General features: G+C 60.4%; 16 protein-coding genes. 8 read left to right on the forward strand and 8 right to left on the reverse strand.

Annotated features, from left to right (window positions below; genetic code table 11):
- The first annotated feature begins 129 nt into the window (after positions 1-129).
- The 8 genes from galB (at position 130) to FCN45_RS11175 (ending at position 7,592) form a co-directional block, all read left to right on the forward strand.
- Positions 130-870, forward strand: coding sequence for a 4-oxalmesaconate hydratase (gene galB / locus FCN45_RS11140; protein ID WP_137385955.1), 741 nt, complete (start codon positions 130-132; stop codon positions 868-870).
- On the forward strand, positions 867-1,580 hold the full coding sequence (locus FCN45_RS11145; RefSeq protein ID WP_137385956.1) for a 4-carboxy-4-hydroxy-2-oxoadipate aldolase/oxaloacetate decarboxylase: 714 nt from the start codon (positions 867-869) through the stop codon (positions 1,578-1,580). Before galB ends, FCN45_RS11145 begins: the two co-directional genes overlap by 4 nt.
- A gap of 3 nt (positions 1,581-1,583) precedes the next feature.
- The gene (locus tag FCN45_RS11150; protein WP_137385957.1) at positions 1,584-2,675 is read left to right on the forward strand and encodes a 4-oxalomesaconate tautomerase; all 1,092 of its coding nucleotides are present in this window, start codon (positions 1,584-1,586) and stop codon (positions 2,673-2,675) included.
- Complete coding sequence (locus FCN45_RS11155) at positions 2,675-3,559, forward strand: NAD(P)-dependent oxidoreductase (RefSeq protein ID WP_137385958.1); 885 nt, start codon at positions 2,675-2,677, stop codon at positions 3,557-3,559. Before FCN45_RS11150 ends, FCN45_RS11155 begins: the two co-directional genes overlap by 1 nt.
- Positions 3,560-3,675: 116 nt before the next feature.
- Positions 3,676-4,131 (forward strand): heme-binding protein, encoded by a 456-nt coding sequence (locus FCN45_RS11160; RefSeq protein WP_101764138.1) that lies wholly within the window; start codon positions 3,676-3,678, stop codon positions 4,129-4,131.
- Between the two features lie 15 nt (positions 4,132-4,146).
- Positions 4,147-4,674: a sugar dehydrogenase complex small subunit gene (locus FCN45_RS11165; RefSeq protein WP_137385959.1), complete on the forward strand. Its 528-nt coding sequence runs from the start codon at positions 4,147-4,149 to the stop codon at positions 4,672-4,674.
- Positions 4,667-6,268 carry a GMC family oxidoreductase gene (locus tag FCN45_RS11170; protein ID WP_137385960.1) on the forward strand — a complete coding sequence of 534 codons (1,602 nt, stop codon included), beginning with the start codon at positions 4,667-4,669 and terminating at the stop codon, positions 6,266-6,268. Before FCN45_RS11165 ends, FCN45_RS11170 begins: the two co-directional genes overlap by 8 nt.
- Before the next feature lie 10 nt (positions 6,269-6,278).
- On the forward strand, positions 6,279-7,592 hold the full coding sequence (locus FCN45_RS11175; protein WP_137385961.1) for a cytochrome c: 1,314 nt from the start codon (positions 6,279-6,281) through the stop codon (positions 7,590-7,592).
- A 45-nt stretch (positions 7,593-7,637) separates the two neighbouring features.
- On the opposite strand, the gene FCN45_RS11180 is transcribed toward FCN45_RS11175, so the two are convergent.
- From FCN45_RS11180 to ntrB, 8 genes are all read right to left on the reverse strand, one after another.
- Complete coding sequence (locus FCN45_RS11180) at positions 7,638-8,045, reverse strand: flagellar protein FlhE (protein ID WP_137385962.1); 408 nt, start codon at positions 8,043-8,045, stop codon at positions 7,638-7,640.
- Positions 8,045-10,132, reverse strand: a complete 2,088-nt coding sequence (gene flhA / locus FCN45_RS11185) for a flagellar biosynthesis protein FlhA (protein ID WP_101764133.1) — start codon at positions 10,130-10,132, stop codon at positions 8,045-8,047. The genes FCN45_RS11180 and flhA overlap by 1 nt, the downstream gene beginning before the upstream one ends.
- Complete coding sequence (gene flhB, locus FCN45_RS11190; RefSeq protein ID WP_101764132.1) at positions 10,125-11,276, reverse strand: flagellar biosynthesis protein FlhB; 1,152 nt, start codon at positions 11,274-11,276, stop codon at positions 10,125-10,127. Before flhB ends, flhA begins: the two co-directional genes overlap by 8 nt.
- A gap of 87 nt (positions 11,277-11,363) precedes the next feature.
- Positions 11,364-12,227 carry a uroporphyrinogen-III C-methyltransferase gene (gene cobA, locus FCN45_RS11195; RefSeq protein ID WP_137385963.1) on the reverse strand — a complete coding sequence of 288 codons (864 nt, stop codon included), beginning with the start codon at positions 12,225-12,227 and terminating at the stop codon, positions 11,364-11,366.
- Positions 12,228-12,238: 11 nt separating this feature from the next.
- On the reverse strand, positions 12,239-14,842 hold the full coding sequence (locus FCN45_RS11200; protein WP_137385964.1) for a nitrate reductase: 2,604 nt from the start codon (positions 14,840-14,842) through the stop codon (positions 12,239-12,241).
- Entirely contained in the window at positions 14,839-18,906 is a 4,068-nt protein-coding gene (gene nirB / locus FCN45_RS11205) for a nitrite reductase large subunit NirB (RefSeq protein WP_137385965.1), read from the reverse strand. Before nirB ends, FCN45_RS11200 begins: the two co-directional genes overlap by 4 nt.
- Before the next feature lie 10 nt (positions 18,907-18,916).
- A complete protein-coding gene (locus FCN45_RS11210) occupies positions 18,917-19,705 on the reverse strand; it encodes an ABC transporter ATP-binding protein (protein ID WP_137386882.1) in 789 nt (262 codons plus the stop codon).
- 10 nt (positions 19,706-19,715) lie between these two features.
- Positions 19,716-20,588 (reverse strand): nitrate ABC transporter permease, encoded by an 873-nt coding sequence (gene ntrB, locus FCN45_RS11215; protein WP_101764127.1) that lies wholly within the window; start codon positions 20,586-20,588, stop codon positions 19,716-19,718.
- Positions 20,589-20,595: the final 7 nt, after the last annotated feature.

Genomic DNA, 20,595 nt, shown 5'->3' on the forward strand with positions numbered 1-20,595 from the left:
CTTTCCCTGCCTGTTTTCACCACCGATCGATGTCGCAATATAAATAAAACGCATACCCGCTGCAATGAAATGAATTATCGCCGCCAGGTGGGCAGTGACAGCATGGAAAAAACAGCGGAGGAGTATGCCATGACTAACAACACCCCAAAAAAAACCGCGCTGGTGGTCAGCGCTCACTCAGCAGATTTCGTCTGGCGCGCTGGCGGTGCCATCGCGCTGCACCATGCGCAGGGCTATGACGTTCACGTTGTCTGCCTCTCATTTGGCGAGCGCGGCGAGTCGGCCAAGCTGTGGCGCAAGGGGGAGATGAGCGAGGCGAAAGTCAAAGCCGCCCGCCGCAGCGAGGCGCAGGCCGCCGCCGAGATCCTCGGTGCCAGCATTGAATTTTTTGATCTCGGCGATTATCCGCTGCGTGCCGATAAAGAAACCCTGTTCCGCCTCGCGGACGTCTATCGCCGGGTGCAACCGCACTTTGTTCTGACCCATTCCTTGCAGGATCCCTACAACTACGATCACCCAATGGCCACGCATCTGGCGCAGGAGGCGCGCATTATCGCCCAGGCCGAAGGCTACCGCCCGGGCGAAAAAATCGTCGGTGCGCCGCCGGTGTACTGCTTCGAACCGCACCAGCCTGAGCAGTGCAACTGGAAGCCGGATGTGCTGCTGGATATCACCTCGGTGTGGGACAAAAAATATCAGGCGATTCAGTGCATGGCCGGGCAGGAACATCTGTGGGAATACTACACGCGCGTAGCGCAGCAGCGCGGCGTGCAGGCCAAGCGTAACGTCGGCATTACCACCAGCCGCGAGATCATTTATGGCGAAGGTTATCAGAGCATCTTCCCGCGCGTGACGGAGGATCTGGCATGAGCATCATCGCGAAAAAAGGCGTCGCGGTGCGCCACATCCCGCGCGCGGCAGCCACCGATATCGACGCGCTGGCGCGCTTTGGCGTCGCCACCGTGCATGAAGCGCAGGGGCGTAAAGGTTTGCTCGATCCTGCCCTTCGCCCGATTCAGCAGGATTGTGCTATTGCGGGCAGCGCGGTCACCGTGCTGGTCGCACCCGGCGATAACTGGATGTTTCACGTCGCGGTGGAGCTCTGTCAGCCGGGCGATGTGCTGGTGGTTGCGCCAACCTCGCCGTGCAGCGACGGCTTCTTCGGCGATCTGCTGGCGACCTCGCTGCAGGCGCGCGGCGTGCGCGGGCTGGTGGCGGATGTCGGTGTGCGCGATAGCCGCACGTTACGCGAAATGGGTTTTGCCGTCTGGTCGCGTGCGGTATATGCGCAGGGCACGGTGAAAGAGACGCTCGGCTCGGTGAATGTGCCGCTGGTGTGTGCCGGGCAGTTGATCTGGCCGGGTGACGTTATCGTCGCCGATGACGACGGCGTGGTGGTGGTGGCACGCGGTGAAGCCGCCAGCGTGGCGGCCAACGCGCGTCAGCGTGAAGAGCTGGAAGAGAGCAAACGCCTGCGTTTAGCGGCCGGTGAGCTGGGACTGGATATCTATCAGATGCGTCCGCGTCTGGCAGAAAAAGGACTGCGCTATCTCGACACGCTCGATCAACTGGAGGAGTAAACCATGCGCCAGCGTCGCATTCCCTGCTTACTGATGCGCGGCGGCACCTCCAAAGCCGCCTGCTTTCTGGCACAGGATCTGCCAGCCGAACCGGCGGCCCGCGATCCGGTACTGCTGGCGGTGATGGGTTCGCCCGATATCCGTCAAATTGACGGCCTCGGCGGGGCCGATCCGCTCACCAGCAAAGTGGCGATCGTCAGCGCTTCACACCGTGACGATGCCGATGTCGATTACCTGTTTGCCCAGGTCAACGTCGATCAAGCCCGCGTCGATTACGGGCAAAACTGCGGCAATATCCTCGCCGCCGTCGGGCCTTTCGCCGTGGAACGCGGGCTGGTAAAAGCAGGCAATCAACGCACCCGTGTGCGCATTTTCATGCAGAACACCGGGCAGATTGCCGAGGCGGTGTTCGCCACGCCCGACGGTGAAGTCGACTATGACGGCGACTTACGCATTGATGGCGTACCGGGCAGCGCAGGCGAAATCGCCCTCACCTTCAAAGACATTGCCGGTTCGAGCTGTGGCGCGCTACTGCCAACCGGTCAGCCGCGCGATCGTTTTGATGGCATCGATGTCACCTGCATCGACAACGGCATGCCGGTGATCCTGGTGCGTGCAGCGGATGTCAATCGCAGCGGCTATGAAAGCCGCGAAACGCTGGATAACGACAGCGAGCTCAAGCAGCGGCTGGAGTCGATCCGCCTGCAGGCTGGGCCGCGGATGAATTTAGGGGATGTCAGCCAGCGTACGGTGCCCAAAGTCACGCTGCTGGCCGAAGCGCGTCACGGCGGCGCCATCAGCTCACGCACCTTTATTCCACAACGCTGCCACGCCTCGATTGGCGTGCTTGGCGCGGTCAGCGTTGCCAGCGCCTGCCTGATCCCCGGCAGCGTCGCAGACGGACTGGCACGCACCAGCCAGCAACCTCAACAGCGGCTGAGCGTGGAACATCCCAGCGGTGAATTTAGCGTGCTGCTGCAGCGCGAAGGCGATAACCCGCTGGCGGGCTGCGGTCTGTTGCGCACCGCGCGTGCCATTTTCGCCGGTGAAGTCATGATTCCGGCGGCGGTCTGGCCTTCAACAAGGAGTAATTGATGAACATCACCTTTATCGGTTTTGGCGAAGCGGGCGGCATTCTTGCCCATGATTTAAAAGCGCAGGGCAATGCGGTGACGGTGTGGGATCGCAAAGCCCTCGCGGCAGAAACCCTGCCCGCGCTGCAGCAAAAAGCGCAGCAGAGCGGCGTGCGGCTGGCCGCTTCGCTGGCGGATGCATTGCAGGACGCCGCGCTGGTGTTCTCCACCGTTACCGCGTCGCAGGCCCTCAACGTGGCGCAGCAGGCGGCAGCGCTGTTACAGGACGGGCAGCACTTTCTCGATCTCAACTCGGTGGCACCGCACACCAAACGCGCCGCGGCTGAAGTGATTCACGCTGCGGGTGCCGGCTATATCGACGTAGCGGTGATGGCGCCGGTGCCGCCTAAGCGGCTGGCCACGCCGCTGCTGATTGGTGGCGCTCAGGCTGCACAGGTGCAGCCGCTGCTGCAACAGCTGGGCCTCAACAGCCGCCTGCTGGGTGGCGAAGTGGGTGAAGCTTCAGCGATTAAGATGTGCCGCAGCGTGATGATCAAAGGCCTCGAAGCGCTGACCACCGAATGCCTGAGCGCGGCGCGCCAGTATGGCGTAGAGCAAGCGGTGCTCGACTCGCTGCACGCCAGTTTCCCGTCGCTGGGCTGGAACGATCAGCTGCCGCACTACCTGATTAGCCGCGTGGCGGAGCACGGCCAGCGACGCGCCGAAGAGATGCAGGAAGTGGTGAAAACGCTGCAGGACGTCAAGGTACCGGCCGCCATGAGCGCAGCGATTGTTGCCACGCAGCAAGGGCTGATTGATGCGTTAAACGCCCGCTCCCTGCGCTATCAACAACTCACGCCGTTCGTCTGGCAACAGACGCTGGATAAGATCTATCCACCTCAATGAGTTATACGCATAGAGGTATGCGTTTTGTTTATCGGCAATTGTTTACATTTTTGCTACAGCGTAGCGTAAGCGAGACGAGAAGCAGGTTTTAAAACAATAACTATCGGAAGCAAAACATGAAGATTAGAGCATCTGTCGCCCTTTCCCTGCTGCTGGCAGCGGGTATTGGCCAGGCCAGCGCCGCCGCGCTGGACGCCAGCCACACCAACCAGGTAATGACCAGCGTCAAAAATAGCATCAGCGCGCAGCACAGCACCGGCTGTGTAGCGGTGGTTGATGCCAGCGGTACGCTGCTGGCCTTCCAGCGCCTTGACGGCGCATCGCCGGGCTGCGTCGATGCCGCCATTGGTAAAGCGCGCACCTCGGCGCTGTATCACGCCCCTTCCCTGAAATTTATGCAGCGTCTGCAGAGCGGCGAAACCACGGTTCTCGCCATCCCGCACGCGGTGGCGCTCGGCGGCGGTTTCCCGCTCACGCTGCAGAATGAAGTGGTCGGCGCGGTTGGCGTCAGCACCCCCAAACAGGATCTGGATAATCAGGCTTCAGAGGCTGCCGCTCAGGCGCTGAAATAACTTTCGGGGATTTCCATGATGACTCTTTCACGCCGCCGGTTGCTGACCGGCACGGCGGGCCTGTTGGTGGCTGGCGTCCTGACGCAGGCGCTCCCCGGCAGCCTGGCTTTCGCCTCGCCACCGCTGGCCGCCGCAGTGGCTCCGTCCGCCAGTTTTACTGCGATTTCCGTCCGATTAACCGGACTGGACCAGCCGGATGCCTTGCTGGCGCAGCGCCTCTACAGCTGGCTGCACGCAAATTTCCCGCAGCTGGACAGCCAGCTCGATACGCTCAGCGCGCTGCTGCAGCAACAACCTGCCGCCAACGGCAGCAGCCTGCTGGCGCTGCTGAGTACCCAACCCAAAGCACTCGACGATCTTTATCAGGCGCTGGTTTCCGGCTGGTATCTCGGCATTGTCGGCCCGCTGCCGCGCCCGCAATGTATCGCTTTTGAGAATATCGTCAGCTATCAGCTGGTGCGTGATTCCCTGTTACCACCGAGCTACGCGTCGGGGCAACCTAACTTCTGGACGCAGCCGCCTGCAAGGAGAGCACATGTCTGATTCATTAAGCGCCGATGTGGTGGTGATTGGCGCCGGCATTGCCGGTTCACTGGCGGCGCTGAAGATGGCCAAAGCAGGCGCTTCGGTATTGATGCTGGAGTCCGGCCCGGAGATTAAGCGCGATCAGGCGGTGGAGTATTTCCGCAACTCGCCGTTTAAGGGCGACTTCACCGAACCGTATCCGCCGCAGCCGTGGGCACCGCAGCCTAAATTCATTCCCAGCGATAACAATTACCTGATTCAAAAAGGCCCGGATCCCTATCGCGCCCAATATCTGCGCGGCACCGGCGGCACCACATGGCACTGGGCTGGACAAGCGTTCCGCCTGTTGCCGAACGATATGCGCATTCAGTCGCTGTACGGCATTGGCCGCGACTGGCCGATCAGCTATGACGAGCTGGAACCCTATTACTGCGACGCCGAATACCAGATGGGCGTGTCCGGTGACAGCGATCTGGCTTCGCCGCGTTCGCGCCCTTATCCGTTGCCGGGCATTCCGCTGCCGTATGGCTTCGATCGTCTGAAGCAGCGACTCGGTCCGCTGGGTTATGAGGTGGGCATTGGTCCGCAGGCGCGTAACAGTATCGCCTATGACGGTCGCCCGGCCTGCTGCGGCAACAACAACTGCATGCCGGTTTGCCCGATCGATGCGCAGTACCACGGCGGCATCGCCGCGCGTAAGGCGCTGGATGCCGGTGTCAAAATCGTCACCAATGCGGTGGTGTTCCGCATTGAGGCTGACGACAAAGGCACCATTCAGGCGGTGCACTATCTCGATCAGAACAAAGCGGGCCATCGCGTCACTGGCAAACAGTTTGTCCTGACCGCCAACGGCATCGAAAGCCCGAAAATCCTGCTGCTCTCCACCAGCGATCGCTACCCGAACGGCATCGCCAACAGTTCCGGCATGGTGGGCCGCAACCTGATGGATCATCCAGGATCGTCGGTAGAGTTCTACGCCGATGAGCCGGTGTGGTTTGGCCGTGGGCCGATGCGTCCTGGCAGCATCAACAATATGCGCGACGGCGATTTCCGTGGTGAGCGCTCGGCGCTGCGTATCGACCTCGCCAACACCTCGCCGGTGCGTTATCTCACCGAACGTCTGGTGCGTCAGGGCTATTACGGCAAGGCGCTCAACGACAAGCTGGCCTTCCAGGCCGAGCGTTTTGTTCAGCTCAAGTGTCTGCTGGAGATGCTGCCGGAGCCGCAGAACCGCGTCACGCTGAGCAAAACCGAGAAGGATGCCTGGGGCATTCCCCGCCTCGAGGTTTACTACCGCTTCCCGGACTACGTGCATCGCGGCTATGACCAGTCGATGATCGACTTCCAGCGCATGGTGAAAGAGATGGGCGGCACCGAGGCGGTCTACAGCAAACGCGGCGTCTACGACAACAACCAACATATCACCGGTACCATGATCATGGGCAGCAATCCGCAGGATTCGGTGGTGGATGGTCACTGTCGCACCCACGATCACCCGAACCTGTTTATCGCCGGTACCGGTATTATGCCGTCGGCCTCGACGGTCAACTCAACGCTGACCGGAACCGCGCTGGCGCTGCGTATGGCCGATAGCGTTCTGGCAAGCTTGTAAGGAGCACCCGATGAAACCTGTATTGATTCAGGCCGCTATCGCGGTGGTCCTGATGCAGTGCGCCGTGGCGCAGGCGGCAGACAATGCCGCTCAAATTAAGCGCGGCGAATATCTGGCGCGCGCTGGTGACTGTACCGCCTGTCATACCGCCACCAACGGCCCGCTGTTTGGCGGCGGCTTTGCGGTCAGTACGCCTTTCGGCCAGATCTGGGGCAGCAATATCTCCTCTGATAAGCAGTACGGTATCGGCAGCTGGAGTGACGATCAGTTCGTTGCTGCGGTGCGCGACGGCATTGGCAAAAACGGCGAGCAACTCTATCCGGCGATGCCATATGACTCCTTTACCAAAATGAAGCGTGACGATGTGCTGGCAATCAAAGCCTATCTCATGTCGATGCCGCCGGTGCATCAGGCTTCACCGCAAACCGACCTGCCGTTCCCGTTCAACCAACGCTGGGGCATGCGCTTCTGGAAGTGGTTTAACTTCGATAAAGGCGAATTGCAGAACGATACGCAGCAGAGCGCGCAGTGGAATAACGGCCGCTATCTGGTTGAAGCGCTGGCGCACTGCGGCACCTGCCATACGCCGCGTAATCTGACCATGGGCATGGACAACGATAAAGCATTGGCCGGCGGCGATCTCGGCGGCTGGATGGCGTACAACATCACACCCGATAAGCAGGCAGGCATCGGTGACTGGAGCCAGCAGCAGCTGGTGACCTACCTGAAAACCGGCTTTGTCGCCAACAAAGCCAGCGCCTCCGGGCCGATGGCCGAAGCGATTGAGCACAGCCTGCAATATCTCCCCGAGAGTGATCTGCAGGACATCGCCACCTATCTGCGCAGCGTTAAGCCGCAGCCGGACGCCCAGCAAACCCGCGCGCGCGACAGCTGGGGACAACCTTCCACCGCGCTGATTGCACTGCGCGGCGCCGATGAGGCGACCCGCAATGCTCAGCCCGGCGCGGTGGTGTTTGCCGGTAACTGTGCCAGCTGTCACGGCGCGGAAGGTGCGGGATCGGGCAGCGGTTTCCATGCCTATCCATCGCTGTTCCACCACACCAGCACCGGCGCGGCAGATGCGCTGAACGTGGTATCGGTGGTCCTAAACGGTGTGCATCGCCATATGCGCGAGGGAGAAGTCTTTATGCCGCCTTTTGCGCCTGAGCTGAGTGACCAGCAGGTGGCGGATGTCAGTAACTTTGTTACCCAGCAGTTTGGTAATCCGGCGGCGGCCAAAGTAAATGCGAAGCAGGTGAAAGGGTTAAGAGAGGATGCAAAACTGGCTTCACCCCCGATTTACGGTCAGGTAGATAAGCCTTAATCCATGCACTCGGCGGCGCAGGGCGCGTCGCCGAGGTAACACGCGTTACTGATAATTCACCGTCACTTCACTGCTCACCACGCGTAAGCCGGGCGGCAAGGCGCCCTTCCCCTTAAAGCCAAATGCCAGATGCAGCGTCTCTTCCGCCGCCACGTTGGCTAAGCCGCGGGTACTGCCGCTGGCGCCTTCAATCTCGACACAACGATCGCCCGCACATAAGCGCACCACCAAACCCGAGGGCGCAGGACGGCTGAGCTGATAACGCCAGTACACCAGCGAAATATTGCCCGGCGCGCTGGAAGGCGCACGCAGCGCAGGCGTCATCAGCCAGTTACCGCGCACGCCAAGGCTTGGGCCGCTGGCGTTGGCTGTCCAGGCACCGCTGGACGCATCAACAGCCAGCGGCAGCGCCATCAACGGCATCAGCATTAATGCCCAGCACCAGCGACGCATTACTTGCCTCCAATGGTGGCGGTCATGCGGATTTGACGGTTGTCGGTCAGCTCCATATTCGACAGCACAATCAGCTGCGGCAGATTGCGCCGCAGGAAGCGTGCCAGCAACGCACGCAGCGGATGATTGACCAGCAGCACCGGCGGCGCGCCTGCCATCTCTTGCTGCTGCAGTGCGCCTTGCGCCTGCACCAGTAAGCGATCTGCCAGACCTGGCTCGAGTCCACCGCCGCCTTGCAGCGCCTGCAGCAACAGGCGTTCCAGCGTGGCATCCAGGCCGATCACCTGCACTTCGCCGTTGCCCGGGAACCACTGTTGGGTAATCGCCCGTCCCAGCGCCACACGCACAACGCTGGTGAGCTCTTGCGGATCGTTCTGCACTGGCGCATGTTCCGCCAGCGTTTCAATAATGGTGCGCATATCGCGAATCGAGACGCGCTCGGTCAGCAGGTTTTGCAGCACTTTGTGCAGCGTAGTCAGCGTGATGACGCCCGGCACCAGATCTTCGGTCAGCTTCGGCATCTCTTGCGTGACGCGATCCAACAGCTGCTGCGCTTCCTGACGGCCAAACAGCTCGCTGGCGTATTGGCCAATCAGGTGATTGAGGTGCGTCGCCACCACGGTGCTGGCTTCCACCACGGTAAAGCCCTGAATCTGCGCCTGCTCTTTCAGGGCGCTGTCGATCCAGATCGCCGCCAGACCAAAGGCCGGATCGACGGTTGGCTCGCCCGGCAGCGAACCAGCGGCGGTGCCGGGGTTGATCGCCATCCAGCGGCCCGGGTAAGCATCGCCGCTGCCAATTTCTACGCCTTTCATCAGGATGCGGTAACGCGCGGGTGGCAGTTCCATGTTGTCACGGATATGCACCACCGGCGGCAGGAAGCCCACCTCTTGTGCCACCTTCTTACGAATACTGCGGATACGCCCCAAAAGTTCGCCGTTTTGCAGGTGATCGACCATCGGAATCAGGCGATAACCCACTTCCATACCGAGCGAATCTTCCAGCTGCACATCGGTCCACGACGCTTCCACCGTGGCCGGCGTTTCCTGGGTTTTCACCAGACTGGAGGCTTCTGCCGGTTTCTTCGGCTGCATTTCGCGACCGCGTAACCACCAGGCAAGTCCTAATAGCGCAGCGGTAAACAGCAGGAACACCAGGTTTGGCATGCCCGGCACCAGGCCGAGCAAACCAATCACGCCGCCGCTCAGCATCAGCACGCGCGGGTTCTTGAATAGCTGCGTTACCATCTGCTCGCCGACGTCCTGATCGGTGCCCACGCGCGTTACGATGACACCTGCGGCGGTGGAGATCACCAGCGCTGGAATCTGTGCTACCAGGCCGTCACCGATGGTCAACAGCGTGTAGGTTTCACCGGCGTGACCGAGATCCATGCCGTGCTGCACCACGCCGACCAACAGGCCGCCGATGATGTTGATCACCATGATCAGGATGCCGGCGATGGCGTCACCACGAACGAACTTACTCGCACCGTCCATTGAGCCGTAGAAATCGGCTTCCTGCGTCACTTCCGTACGGCGTTGCTTGGCTTCCTGTTCGCCAATCAAGCCGGCGTTGAGGTCAGCATCAATCGCCATCTGCTTACCGGGCATCCCATCCAGCACAAAACGCGCGCCGACTTCGGCAATACGTCCCGCACCCTTGGTGATAACCATGAAGTTGATGATAACGAGGATGATGAACACCACGATACCGATGGCGAAGTTACCGCCAACGAGGAAGTGACCGAAGGCTTCCACCACGCGTCCGGCCGCATCGGCGCCGGTATGGCCCTCCAACAGAATGATACGGGTTGACGCAACGTTCAGCGCCAGACGCAGCAGCGTCGAGAACAGCAGAATGGTCGGGAAGGCGGCGAACTCTAGCGTGCGCTGGGTGAACATCGCCACCAGCAGCACCATGATCGACAGCGCAATGTTAAAGGTGAACAGCAGGTCAAGAATGAATGCGGGTAACGGCAGCACCATCATCGACAAGATCAACATGATCAGTACCGGGCCCGCCAGCACCTGCCATTGCGTGTCTTTAAAGTTGCCCGGTAAACGCAGCTTCTCGGCTAAATTAGCCATCGTTAGTGTTCTCTCCTGCAAAGTCCATGTCTGCCGGAACCGGCAGGTTTTTTGGTTTGTTTGGAATCAGGCCGCCTTCGCGCTTCCAGCGTCGCAGCTGCCAAACCCAGGCCAGCACTTCCGCTACCGCGCCATACAGCGCGCCGGGGATGAACTGACCAATTTCGGTGTGTCGATACAACGCACGCGCCAGCGGCGGTGCTTCGAGAATCGGGATGCGGTGCTCTTTGGCGAGCTCACGAATCTTCAGGGCGATATCGCCCGCGCCTTTGGCCACCACTTTGGGCGCACTCATCTTGCCTTCCTGATACTTCAGCGCCACCGAGTAGTGCGTCGGGTTAGTGACGATAACGTCGGCTTTCGGTACATCAGCCATCATGCGACGGCGAGCCGCCGCGCGCATCGCCTGGCGAATACGCCCTTTAACGTGCGGGTCGCCTTCGTTTTGTTTGTGTTCGTCGCGGATCTCCTGGCGCGTCATCTTCAGCTTTTTGAAGTAGCTGTAGAGCTGCCAGAACACATCAAAACCCACCATCGGGAACAGGCCCAGCATGATCAGCCCACAGCAGGCGGCGATCATCGACAAACCATGATGTAGCGCGTTGATCGGCGATTCGCTCATCAAACGCAGCATCTCTTCCCAATGGCTCCAGATGTACCAGCCAGCCACCAGCCCAACCAGCACCGCTTTCATGATCGATTTCACCAGCTCTGCAGCGGTTTGGCCGGAGAACATGCGGCCAATACCGGTAAGCGGGTTGAGCTTTTTGAGATCGAACTTAATGGATTTGCCGCTGAAGTTAAGGCCGCCCAGCGCCATCGGCCCGGCAATCGCCACCACTACTAAGCCGCCCATCAGCGGCAGCAGCGCGATCACCGCCTGCTTAATCAGGCTGCCGATATGACCAATGATCACTTTGTCATCGTTTACCATGCCGTGATCAAAACGAAATCCGGTGGCGACCATGCTGGCCAGACGCTCCGCCATGCTGTTGCCGCCGACCCACAGGATCAGCAATCCAATCAACAGCATCATCACTGAAGTCAGCTCGCGCGAACGCGGAATCTGCCCCTCCTCACGCGCTTTTTCAAGTCGGTGGGGCGTGGGCGATTCTGTTTTGTCCTCGTTACTCTCTTCAGCCACGACTTACCTCAGCTGGCAGGAATTCTGAGCATAGAATGCCAAAACCCTGACAGGCTAAAGCGCGGATTAAAGGGGGGAAATGTGAGCTTATTTAGCCATAAGTGAAATTGCGGGCTGATTGGTCGCCATAAATGGCGCCGCTACATTGCTCGAATGTGCATTAATCCTGACCGGTTGGCGATAAAAGTGCACCACGTCACCCACCAACAATAACGCCGGCGATTGGGCTTGTTGCACCTCAACAGTGTGTGCCAACTCAGCCAGCGTAGTGATCATCACCCGCTGATCGGCACGCGTGCCATTCTCAATGATTGCCACCGGCGTCTGCGCGTTGCGGCCCTGCGCCTGCAGCTGTGCGCTGATGCTGGCGCTCCACTTCAGCCCCATATAAAACACCAGCGTCTGGTTATTGGCGGCGAGGCTGGCATCATCCAGCTGCGGTTCACCGCTTTTGCCGTGACCGGTAATTAACCGCAGCGACTGTGCGCAATCACGGTGCGTTAGCGGAATGCCGCTGGCTGCCGCGCATCCGGCGGCGGCGGTAATACCCGGCACGATCTGGCAGGCTATTCCCGCCTGTTGCAGATAGAGCATCTCTTCACCGCCGCGCCCGAAAATAAAGGGATCGCCGCCTTTGAGCCGCACCACTTGCCGCCCGCTGCGGGCTAAATCCACCAGCAGCTGATTAGTTTGCGCCTGCTTTAACCCGTGGCTGCCGGGCTTCTTGCCGACATCAATCGCCAGCGTCTCCGGCGGCACTTCCGCCATGATCGCCTCGCTCACCAACCGGTCATACACCACAACGTCGGCGCTGTTGATCAGCCTCCATGCTTTTAAGGTGAGCAGTTCTACGTCTCCCGGCCCAGCCCCAACTAGCCAGACGCCACCTTGCGCGTGTTCGCCGTCACGCGGATTAAACAGCTTGTCGAGGGATTCACTGGCTTGCGTCATGATGTTTTCCGTTACTGCGCCACGCGCAGAGATGAGAGCAGTTGTTTGAGCTCCGGGATACAGGAGCCACAGTTGGTGCCGCATTTCAACACCGCGCCGAGCGCTGCCGGGGAATCACAGCCCTCAGCGATGGCCCGGCGAATCGCCACTTCACCGACGCCAAAGCAGCTGCAAAGGGTACGTCCGTGGCTGCCGCCCTGCGCCGGTCGCCCGCCCAACAGCGCATGTCGCTGCTGCGGCAAATCGGGCGGCTGGCTGAAGGCCCGCGCGATAAATGGGTGATCGATGTCTGGTAGCCAGGGCGCGGCATAAAAGGCGCATGCCAACTTGCCCTCGCGCCAGCCAAGCCAGTGCAATTGCTGTCCCGCCTGCGCCTGCTGCCATTGCAATGCGGACATGCCCGGCAGTTGCATCAGCCATTCGCCAGCATGAGCGCTGCCCGCCAGCACATAGCGCTGCACGCCGGGCTGTGGGGCTCGCGACCAGTAGAGTAGTGCAGGCGGCGTGATGATGTCCGGCAGCCACAGCCAGCCTTGCCACGCTGGACGCAGTAGTTGCAAGCGCACCGCCGTTTGTTTTAACGCTGGCTGAGCGGAATCGGGACAACAGCTGGCCGCGACTAATCCATCGACGTTGGCCTGCCCGCTGAACTGTCTTGTCCAGTGCATCGGCACAAAGATTTGCCCACGCTGCAGGCCGCTGTCGAGGGTGACGCGTCCACTGCACCAGCCCAGCGCCGACTGCACGCGCGTCACATCGCCGTGGCTCAAGCCGTACGCCGCCGCATCCAGCGGATTTAGCGCGACAAAGGGTTCATCGTAATGCTGCATCAGTCGCGGCACGTTGCCGGTGCGCGTCATGGTGTGCCACTGATCGCGGATGCGGCCGGTATTCATCAGCAGCGGATAATCAGTGGTCATGAGGGTTTTAACCGGTATCGCGGGCGGCAGCAGACACGCTTTTCCATCGGCATGGTAAAAGCGGCGATCGGCAAACAGCCGCGCGGTGCCGTTGGGTGACGCGGCAGTGATCGGCCACTGCACCGGGGCTAACTGGTCATATTGCTCACGCGTGATGGTTGCCAGCGCGCTGATATCAAAGGCGCGCGTGCCGCGATTCTCAAAACCAGACAGCGCGGCATGCTCGGCGAAAATCTCGCCTGGATGCTGCCAGGCAAAGGCCGCGCCAAAACCGAGTCGCTGCGCCACCTGCGCCAGCAGCCACCAATCCGCTTTGGCCTCACCGGCTGGCGCAATAAAACTGCGCTGGCGTGAGATACGCCGCTCCGAATTGGTCACGGTGCCGTTTTTCTCGCCCCATGCCTGCGCCGGCAGTAGCACATCAGCAAATTGTGCCGTGTCGCTGTGGGCGCTGACTTCCGACACCACCACCAGCTCGCATTTCGCCAGCGCGTGTGCCACGCGGTTACCTTCCGGCATCGAAACGGCAGGATTGGTACCCATGATCCACACTGCCTTGACGTCGCCGCGTTCGATGGCATTGAACAGATAAACTGCCGTCAGTCCCGGCTGCTCCGCAACACGATCGCTCCCCCAAAAGCGCGCAACACGATCAACCTCTGCTGCGCTAAAGCCCATGTGCGCCGCCAGCTGATTGGCTAAGCCGCCCACTTCACGGCCGCCCATGGCGTTGGGCTGTCCGGTCAGCGAAAACGGTCCGCAGCCCGCACGGCCGATTTTGCCGCTGAGCAGATGCGCATTGAGGATGGCGTTGTTGTTATCGCTGCCGGTTTGTGACTGATTGATGCCCATGCACCACAGCGTCAGCACGCGCGGCTGCGCTGCGAACAGCTGCCAAAATGCCACAATGTCATGCTCACTCAGCTGGCAGGCAGCGGCGACCGTCGCCACATCCCACGCCTCACAGGCGGCTAAGGTCGCTTCCACATTGGCCAGATGCGGCAACATACTGGCATCGATACCCGCATGGTGCGCCAGCCAGTTCAGCAGCCCGGCAAACAGCGCGCTATCAGATCCCGGTTGCAGCGCCAGATGAACATCAGCAAGGTCACAGCTGGCAGTACGACGCGGATCGATCACCACCAGCTGCATCTCAGGGCGTTCGGCTTTGGCCTGCACCAGCCGCTGCCACGCCACTGGATGCGCCCATGCCGCGTTGGAGCCGACTAACACCACAACATCGGCTTGTTCAAGATCGTTATAGCAGCACGGCACCGCATCGGCACCGAAAGCGCGTTTGTAACCCACCACCGCCGAAGCCATACACAGCCGTGAATTGGTATCGATGTTGGCAGAGCCAATAAAGCCCTTCATCAGCTTATTGGCGGTGTAATAATCCTCCGTTAGCAGTTGACCGGAGCCGTAAAAGGCCACCGCCTGCGGGCCATGTTGATCGATGATGCGCCGGAAACCCGCCGCCACATGGTCCAGTGCGGCATCGATACTGACGCGCTGACCATCAATCTGCGGCCAGAGCAAACGACCGTCATGCATCAGGGTCTCGCCCAGCGCTGAACCTTTGACGCACAGCCGACCGAAATTAGCCGGATGCTGGCGGTCGCCGCTCACCGGCGCATCGAGGGCTTTCACCTCCACGCCACAGCCCACGCCGCAGTACGGACAGGTGGTTTTCATGAGGCCGCCGCCAGCGCAATAATCGGCTGATGCCCGAGCCACACTTTGCCGCCCTCCACGCGCACCGGCCAGCAGCGCAGCTGATGCTCGGCGTTATCGAGACTTTGTCCGTCGCGCAGCCGCACGCGCTGCTTGTAGAGCGGTGATATCACCACCGGCTCGCCCGCTACGTCGCCGAGAATGCCACGCGACAGCACGCTGGCTTGCGTGCCGGGCTCAATATCTTCCAGCGCATAAATCGCCTCGCCCAAGCGGAACAAGGCCACACGCTGACCGCCTAACCGCGCACCCATGCCCGCAGACGGCGGGATAGCGTCGACAAGGCAAATGGCACTCCAGGGTTCTGCCGGCAACGTGGTAACGGGAATGCTGTCCGCCGTCGCGGGCTGACGCTGACCGCGCACCTGCACATAGTTGAGCGTCTCGTCAGGCTGCTCGCTGTTGACGGTGGCGGTAAACAAGGCGCGACGCGAAGGATCCTGCAGCGTGCTGTGCCATTCGCACTGATAGCGCTCCACCACGCGCTGCATCTCCTGCTCCAGTTGCACGGCTATACCGAGTGAATCTTCGATCACCACCTGACGCAGGTAGTCGAGTCCGCCTTCCATGTTATCCATCCACACGCTGGTGCGCTGCAGACGATCGGCGGTGCGCACATAGAACATCAAGATGCGGTCAACGTAGCGCAGCAGCGTTTCATCATCGAGATCGCTGGCGAACAAATCGGCATGACGCGGTTTCATCCCGCCGTTGCCGCAGACATACAGGTTCCAGCCTTTTTCCGTGGCGATTACGCCAATGTCCTTGCTCTGCGCTTCAGCGCATTCACGCGTGCAGCCGGAAACCGCCATTTTAATTTTGTGCGGGGCGCGCAGCCCTTTGTAGCGATTCTCTAATGCGATGGCGAAGGCGGTAGAATCCTGCACGCCGTAACGGCACCAGGTTGACCCCACGCAGGATTTTACCGTGCGCAGCGATTTGCCATAAGCGTGACCGGTTTCAAAACCCGCCGCGATTAAGTGTTCCCAGATATCCGGTAACTGATCGAGCCGCGCACCGAACAGATCGATGCGCTGACCGCCGGTGATTTTGGTGTAGAGATCGTAACGAGCGGCTACTTCACCAATCGCAATTAGCCCTTGCGGCGTAATTTCACCGGCTGGCACACGCGGTACCACCGAATAGGTGCCATCTTTCTGGATATTGGCGAAGTAGCGATCGTTGGTATCCTGCAGCGGCAGATGTTCGGGCTTCAGTAAGTAGTCATTCCAGCATGATGCCAGCAATGATCCCACCAGCGGCTTGCACACTTCACAGCCCTGTCCGCGTCCGTTGAGCTGCAATAGCTGCTCAAAGGTGGTGATGTTGCCGACGCGGATCAGGTGATACAGCTCTTGACGCGAGTAGGCAAAGTGTTCACAGATATCCTTCTTCACTTCCACGCCCTGACTGGCGAGCTGGAACTCCATCACCTGTTTGACTAATGCGCTACACCCACCGCAGCCGGTTGCCGCTTTGGTGCAGCTTTTGATCGCCGCCATGTCACCGCAGCCGCCCTGCACTGCCCCGCAAATGTCCGCCTTGCTGACGTTATGGCACGAGCAGATTTGCGCGCTGTCTGGCAACGCCGCGACACCCAGCGCTTTAGCCGGCGCACCCGCTAACTGGGGCAAAATCAGGCTTTCCGGCTCTTCTGGTAACGGTAACTGATTCAGCATCATCTGCAGCAGGCTGGCGTAATCTGCGCTGTCGCCCACCAGCACGCCGCCAAGCAGCGTTTTGCGATCTTTGCACACCACCAGTTTTTTGTAGATGCCCTTTGGATTATCGATCCACTGATAACTTTGGCTGTCAGCGGTGCGCCCGTGCGCATCGCCAAATGACGCCACTTCCACGCCGAGCAGTTTCAGTTTCGTGCTCATGTCGGCACCGCTGAACGCCAGTTCTTCCTGCGCCAGCTGCGCCGCCAGTACGCGCGCCATTTGATATCCCGGCGCAACCAAACCGAAAATTTGCCCTTGCCACAGCGCGCATTCACCAATCGCATAGACATCTGCGGCGCTGGTGGCGCAAGCGTCGTTGATCAGAATGCCGCCGCGTTCACCCAGTTGCAGACCGGCGGCGCGCGCCAGTGCATCACGCGGACGAATACCCGCTGAAAATACCAGCAGGTCCGTTGCCAGCAGGCTGCCATCGGCAAAACGCAGCTGCAGGCTGCCATCCGGCAGACTCTCAATCGCTTCAGTTTGCTTGCTGGTATGAACTTGAACGCCCAGCGCGCTGATTTTGCCGCGCAGCATCTGCGCGCCGCCGTCATCCAATTGCACCGCCATCAGACGCGGCGCGAACTCCACCACATGGGTTTCCAGACCGAGCTGTTTCAATGCGTTGGCGGCTTCCAGTCCGAGCAGCCCGCCTCCAATCACCACCCCGCGCGTCGCATTACGGGCACAGTCAGCAATCGCATCCAGATCGGCCAGTGTGCGGTATACAAAACAACGCGCGTGATCGTGGCCGGGAACCGGCGGTACAAACGGCACCGAGCCGGTCGCCAGCACCAGTTTATCCCAGGTCAATTCCGCGCCGCTGGCATCACGCAGGCTGCGTTTTGCACTGTCAATCGCCACCACTTCACAACCGCTGCGCAGTTCGACGCCGTGTTGCTGAAAGAAGTTATCGCTGACCAGTGACAAATCGTCCGCGCTTTTGCCGTTGAAGTATTCGGTAAGGTGCACGCGATCGTAGGCCATCTGCGGCTCGTCGCCGTATACCACGATGTGATAGTGCTGATGCAGTTCACGACTCACCAGCTGTTCGAGAAAATGGTGGCTGACCATGCCATGTCCAACCACGGCGAGAAGAGGTTTGCTCATCATCTGGCTTCCTGCAGCGCTTGGCTGCGTTGTGTTGTCGTCAAGACCGAACAGCGCGTTAATGCCCACCTGCGCGGCCTGTTGAAGTTGTGGTAGCAGCGTGCCTGCCGCCTGGCTGTCGCCAAACAGCAGCACGCCGCGCAGTGCGCCATTGCGCAAAAACAGTCGGCGATAGTGCTGGTGCAGCGGGTCAAAGCTGCTGATGGCGTCGCCTTCGCTGATATCGCCCGCACTGAACATCTCAATGCCGCTGACTTTCAGCCGCGTACCGTTTTCCTGATAGTGAAAGTCGGCCACGGGTTCACCCGCCAGTTGTGCTGCCAGCACGGCGGCCTGCGCCAGACAAGGCGCAATCAAGCCAAAGGTTTCGCCGCTGATTTCGCAGCACTCACCCAGCGCATACACATGCGGAAGCGCGGTTTGCAGTTGACGGTTAACCAGAATGCCGCGCTGGCAAGGCACGCCCGCCGCCTGCGCCAGCGCGATCTCCGGCAGCACGCCGATGGCGATCACCACCTGTTCCGCTGCGATAACCGCCCCATCGCCGAGCGTGACGCTTTCGGCGTCAATGGCCTGCAAAGTGACGCCGAGCCGACAGCGAATACCGCGCTGTGCCAGATGCTGCTGCAACAGCGCACCCGCTTTGGCATCCAGCTGGCGATCAAGCAGCCACGGACGATGATGCAGCAGCGTGACGTCACGTCCACGCTGACGCAGCGCCGCTGCGGCTTCCACGCCAATCAATCCGCCGCCCAGCAGCACCACCGGACCTTGCTGCGCGAGCATGGCCTCCACGTCTCGTACCGTGCGGAAACCCTGCACCTGTGGGCGATGGATGCCGGGCAGATCCGGCATGCGCGGCCTCGAACCGCAGGCGAACACCAGCTTGTCCCAGTGCAGTGTGCGCTGGTCGGTTTGTACTGTGCGCGTAGGGATATCTACCTGCAGCGCCTCTTCCCCCATCAGCAACTGCACCTGATGTGCCGCATACCATGCGGGTTCGTGGATCACCGTGTCAGCGAAGGCTTTTTCGCCCGCCAGCACCGGCGACAGCAGCACCCGGTTGTAATTGCCGTGCGGCTCACGGCCAATCACCGTGATGGCGTAGCGACCCGGCGCACGTTGCAGCAAGGTTTCCACCATGCGCATCGCCGCCATGCCGTTTCCGATCACTACCAGTCGCTGCACCATGGTTGTCCCCTTACGCCACAGCCGTTTGCTTTTCATACAGGAAATGCAGAATCCGCTGACGCAGCTGGTGATAGCGCGGCTCGTCGGCTAACGCTACCCGTGAACGTGGACGCGGCAGGTCGATGTTGAGAATGTCACCGACCTGCGCGGCGGGGCCGTTGGTCATCATCAACACGCGATCTGACAGCAACACCGCCTCATCGACATCGTGCGTAATCAGCACAATGGTGGTATTGAGCTCCTGCTGGATGCGCATCACGCTGTCTTGCAGATGAGCGCGCGTTAGCGCATCCAGCGCACCGAACGGTTCATCCAGCAGCAGCACACGTGGCTGCATGGCCAGCGCACGCGCAATCCCGACACGCTGCTTCATGCCGCCGGAGATCTCCGACGGACGCTTATGCAGCGCGTGACTCATCTGCACGCGATTGAGGTTGTGTTCGATCCACTCGCTCATCTCTCTTTTGCTCATTTTTCCTTTGAACACTTGCTGCACCGCCAGCTCCACGTTTTGGTAGGCGGTCAGCCACGGCAGCAACGAATGGTTCTGGAACACCACCGCACGCTCCGGACCGGGACCGCTGATTTCGCAGTTGTCACACAGCAACACGCCGCTACTCGGCTGCGTCAGCCCGGCTATCAAATTGAGAAGCGTGGACTTTCCGCAGCCGGAGTGACCAATCAGGCTGAGGGTTTCACCTTGGTGGATATCAAAACTGACGTTATCGAGGGCGAGGAACTCGCCGCCTGCGGTATTGAAGCGCTGGCTGACCTGCTGTACGCGAATAATTGGATTCATCATCGGCTCCTTATTTTTCCCAGCTAAAGCGGCGTGCCAGTAACATCAGCGCCTGTTCGAGCAGTAACCCGACCACGCCAATCACCACGATGGCAATCAGGATGTTTTCCACATTGAGGTTGTTCCACTCGTTCCAAATCCAGAAACCGATACCGAGCCCACCGGTTAGCATTTCCGCAGCGACAATCACCAGCCATGCGATGCCCATCGATAAACGCATACCGGTTAACACTGCAGGCAGCACCGCCGGGAACAGAATGCGGCGCATCACTGTCCACTCATTGAGCCGCAGCACGCGCGCCACATTGAGATAATCCTGCGGAATTCGCTGTACGCCTTCGGCGGTGTTGATCACCATCGGCCAGATGGAGCAGATGAAAATGGTCCAGCTTGATGCCGGTTCAGCGCGCTGGAACAGCAGCAGGCCAATCGGCAACCAGGCAAGTGGACTGACCGGACGCAGCAACGCGATGATCGGGTTGAGCATGTGCGCGATAAAGGTAAAACGGCCAATCAGGAATCCGGCGGGAACGCCCACCAGCGCCGCCAGACCAAAGCCGATTGCCACCCGCTGCAGCGAGGCGACCACGTTCCAGCCGATGCCCTGATCGTTAGGCCCGTTGTTGTAAAACGGATCGGCAAACAGCGTGACGGCGGCTTGCCAGGTGGCATATGGCGTGGGGAAGCCTTTACTGGACATTGAAGCCAGTTGCCAGACAAACAGCAGCAGAATCAGGCCGCAACTGGCGGGGATTAGCCGCTGCAGCAGGGGACGGAGCCAGCGTTGACCCCGACGCGGTGCGGGCGTTACCTTGAGTGCAATCACCTGCGCCGGTGGCGCGGCGATCGGCGCGGTATTGAGCGAGCGTGCTTCAGATTTCATCATGACC

It is taken from the genome of Pantoea sp. SO10, from assembly GCF_005281435.1.
Classification (GTDB): domain Bacteria; phylum Pseudomonadota; class Gammaproteobacteria; order Enterobacterales; family Enterobacteriaceae; genus Pantoea; species Pantoea leporis.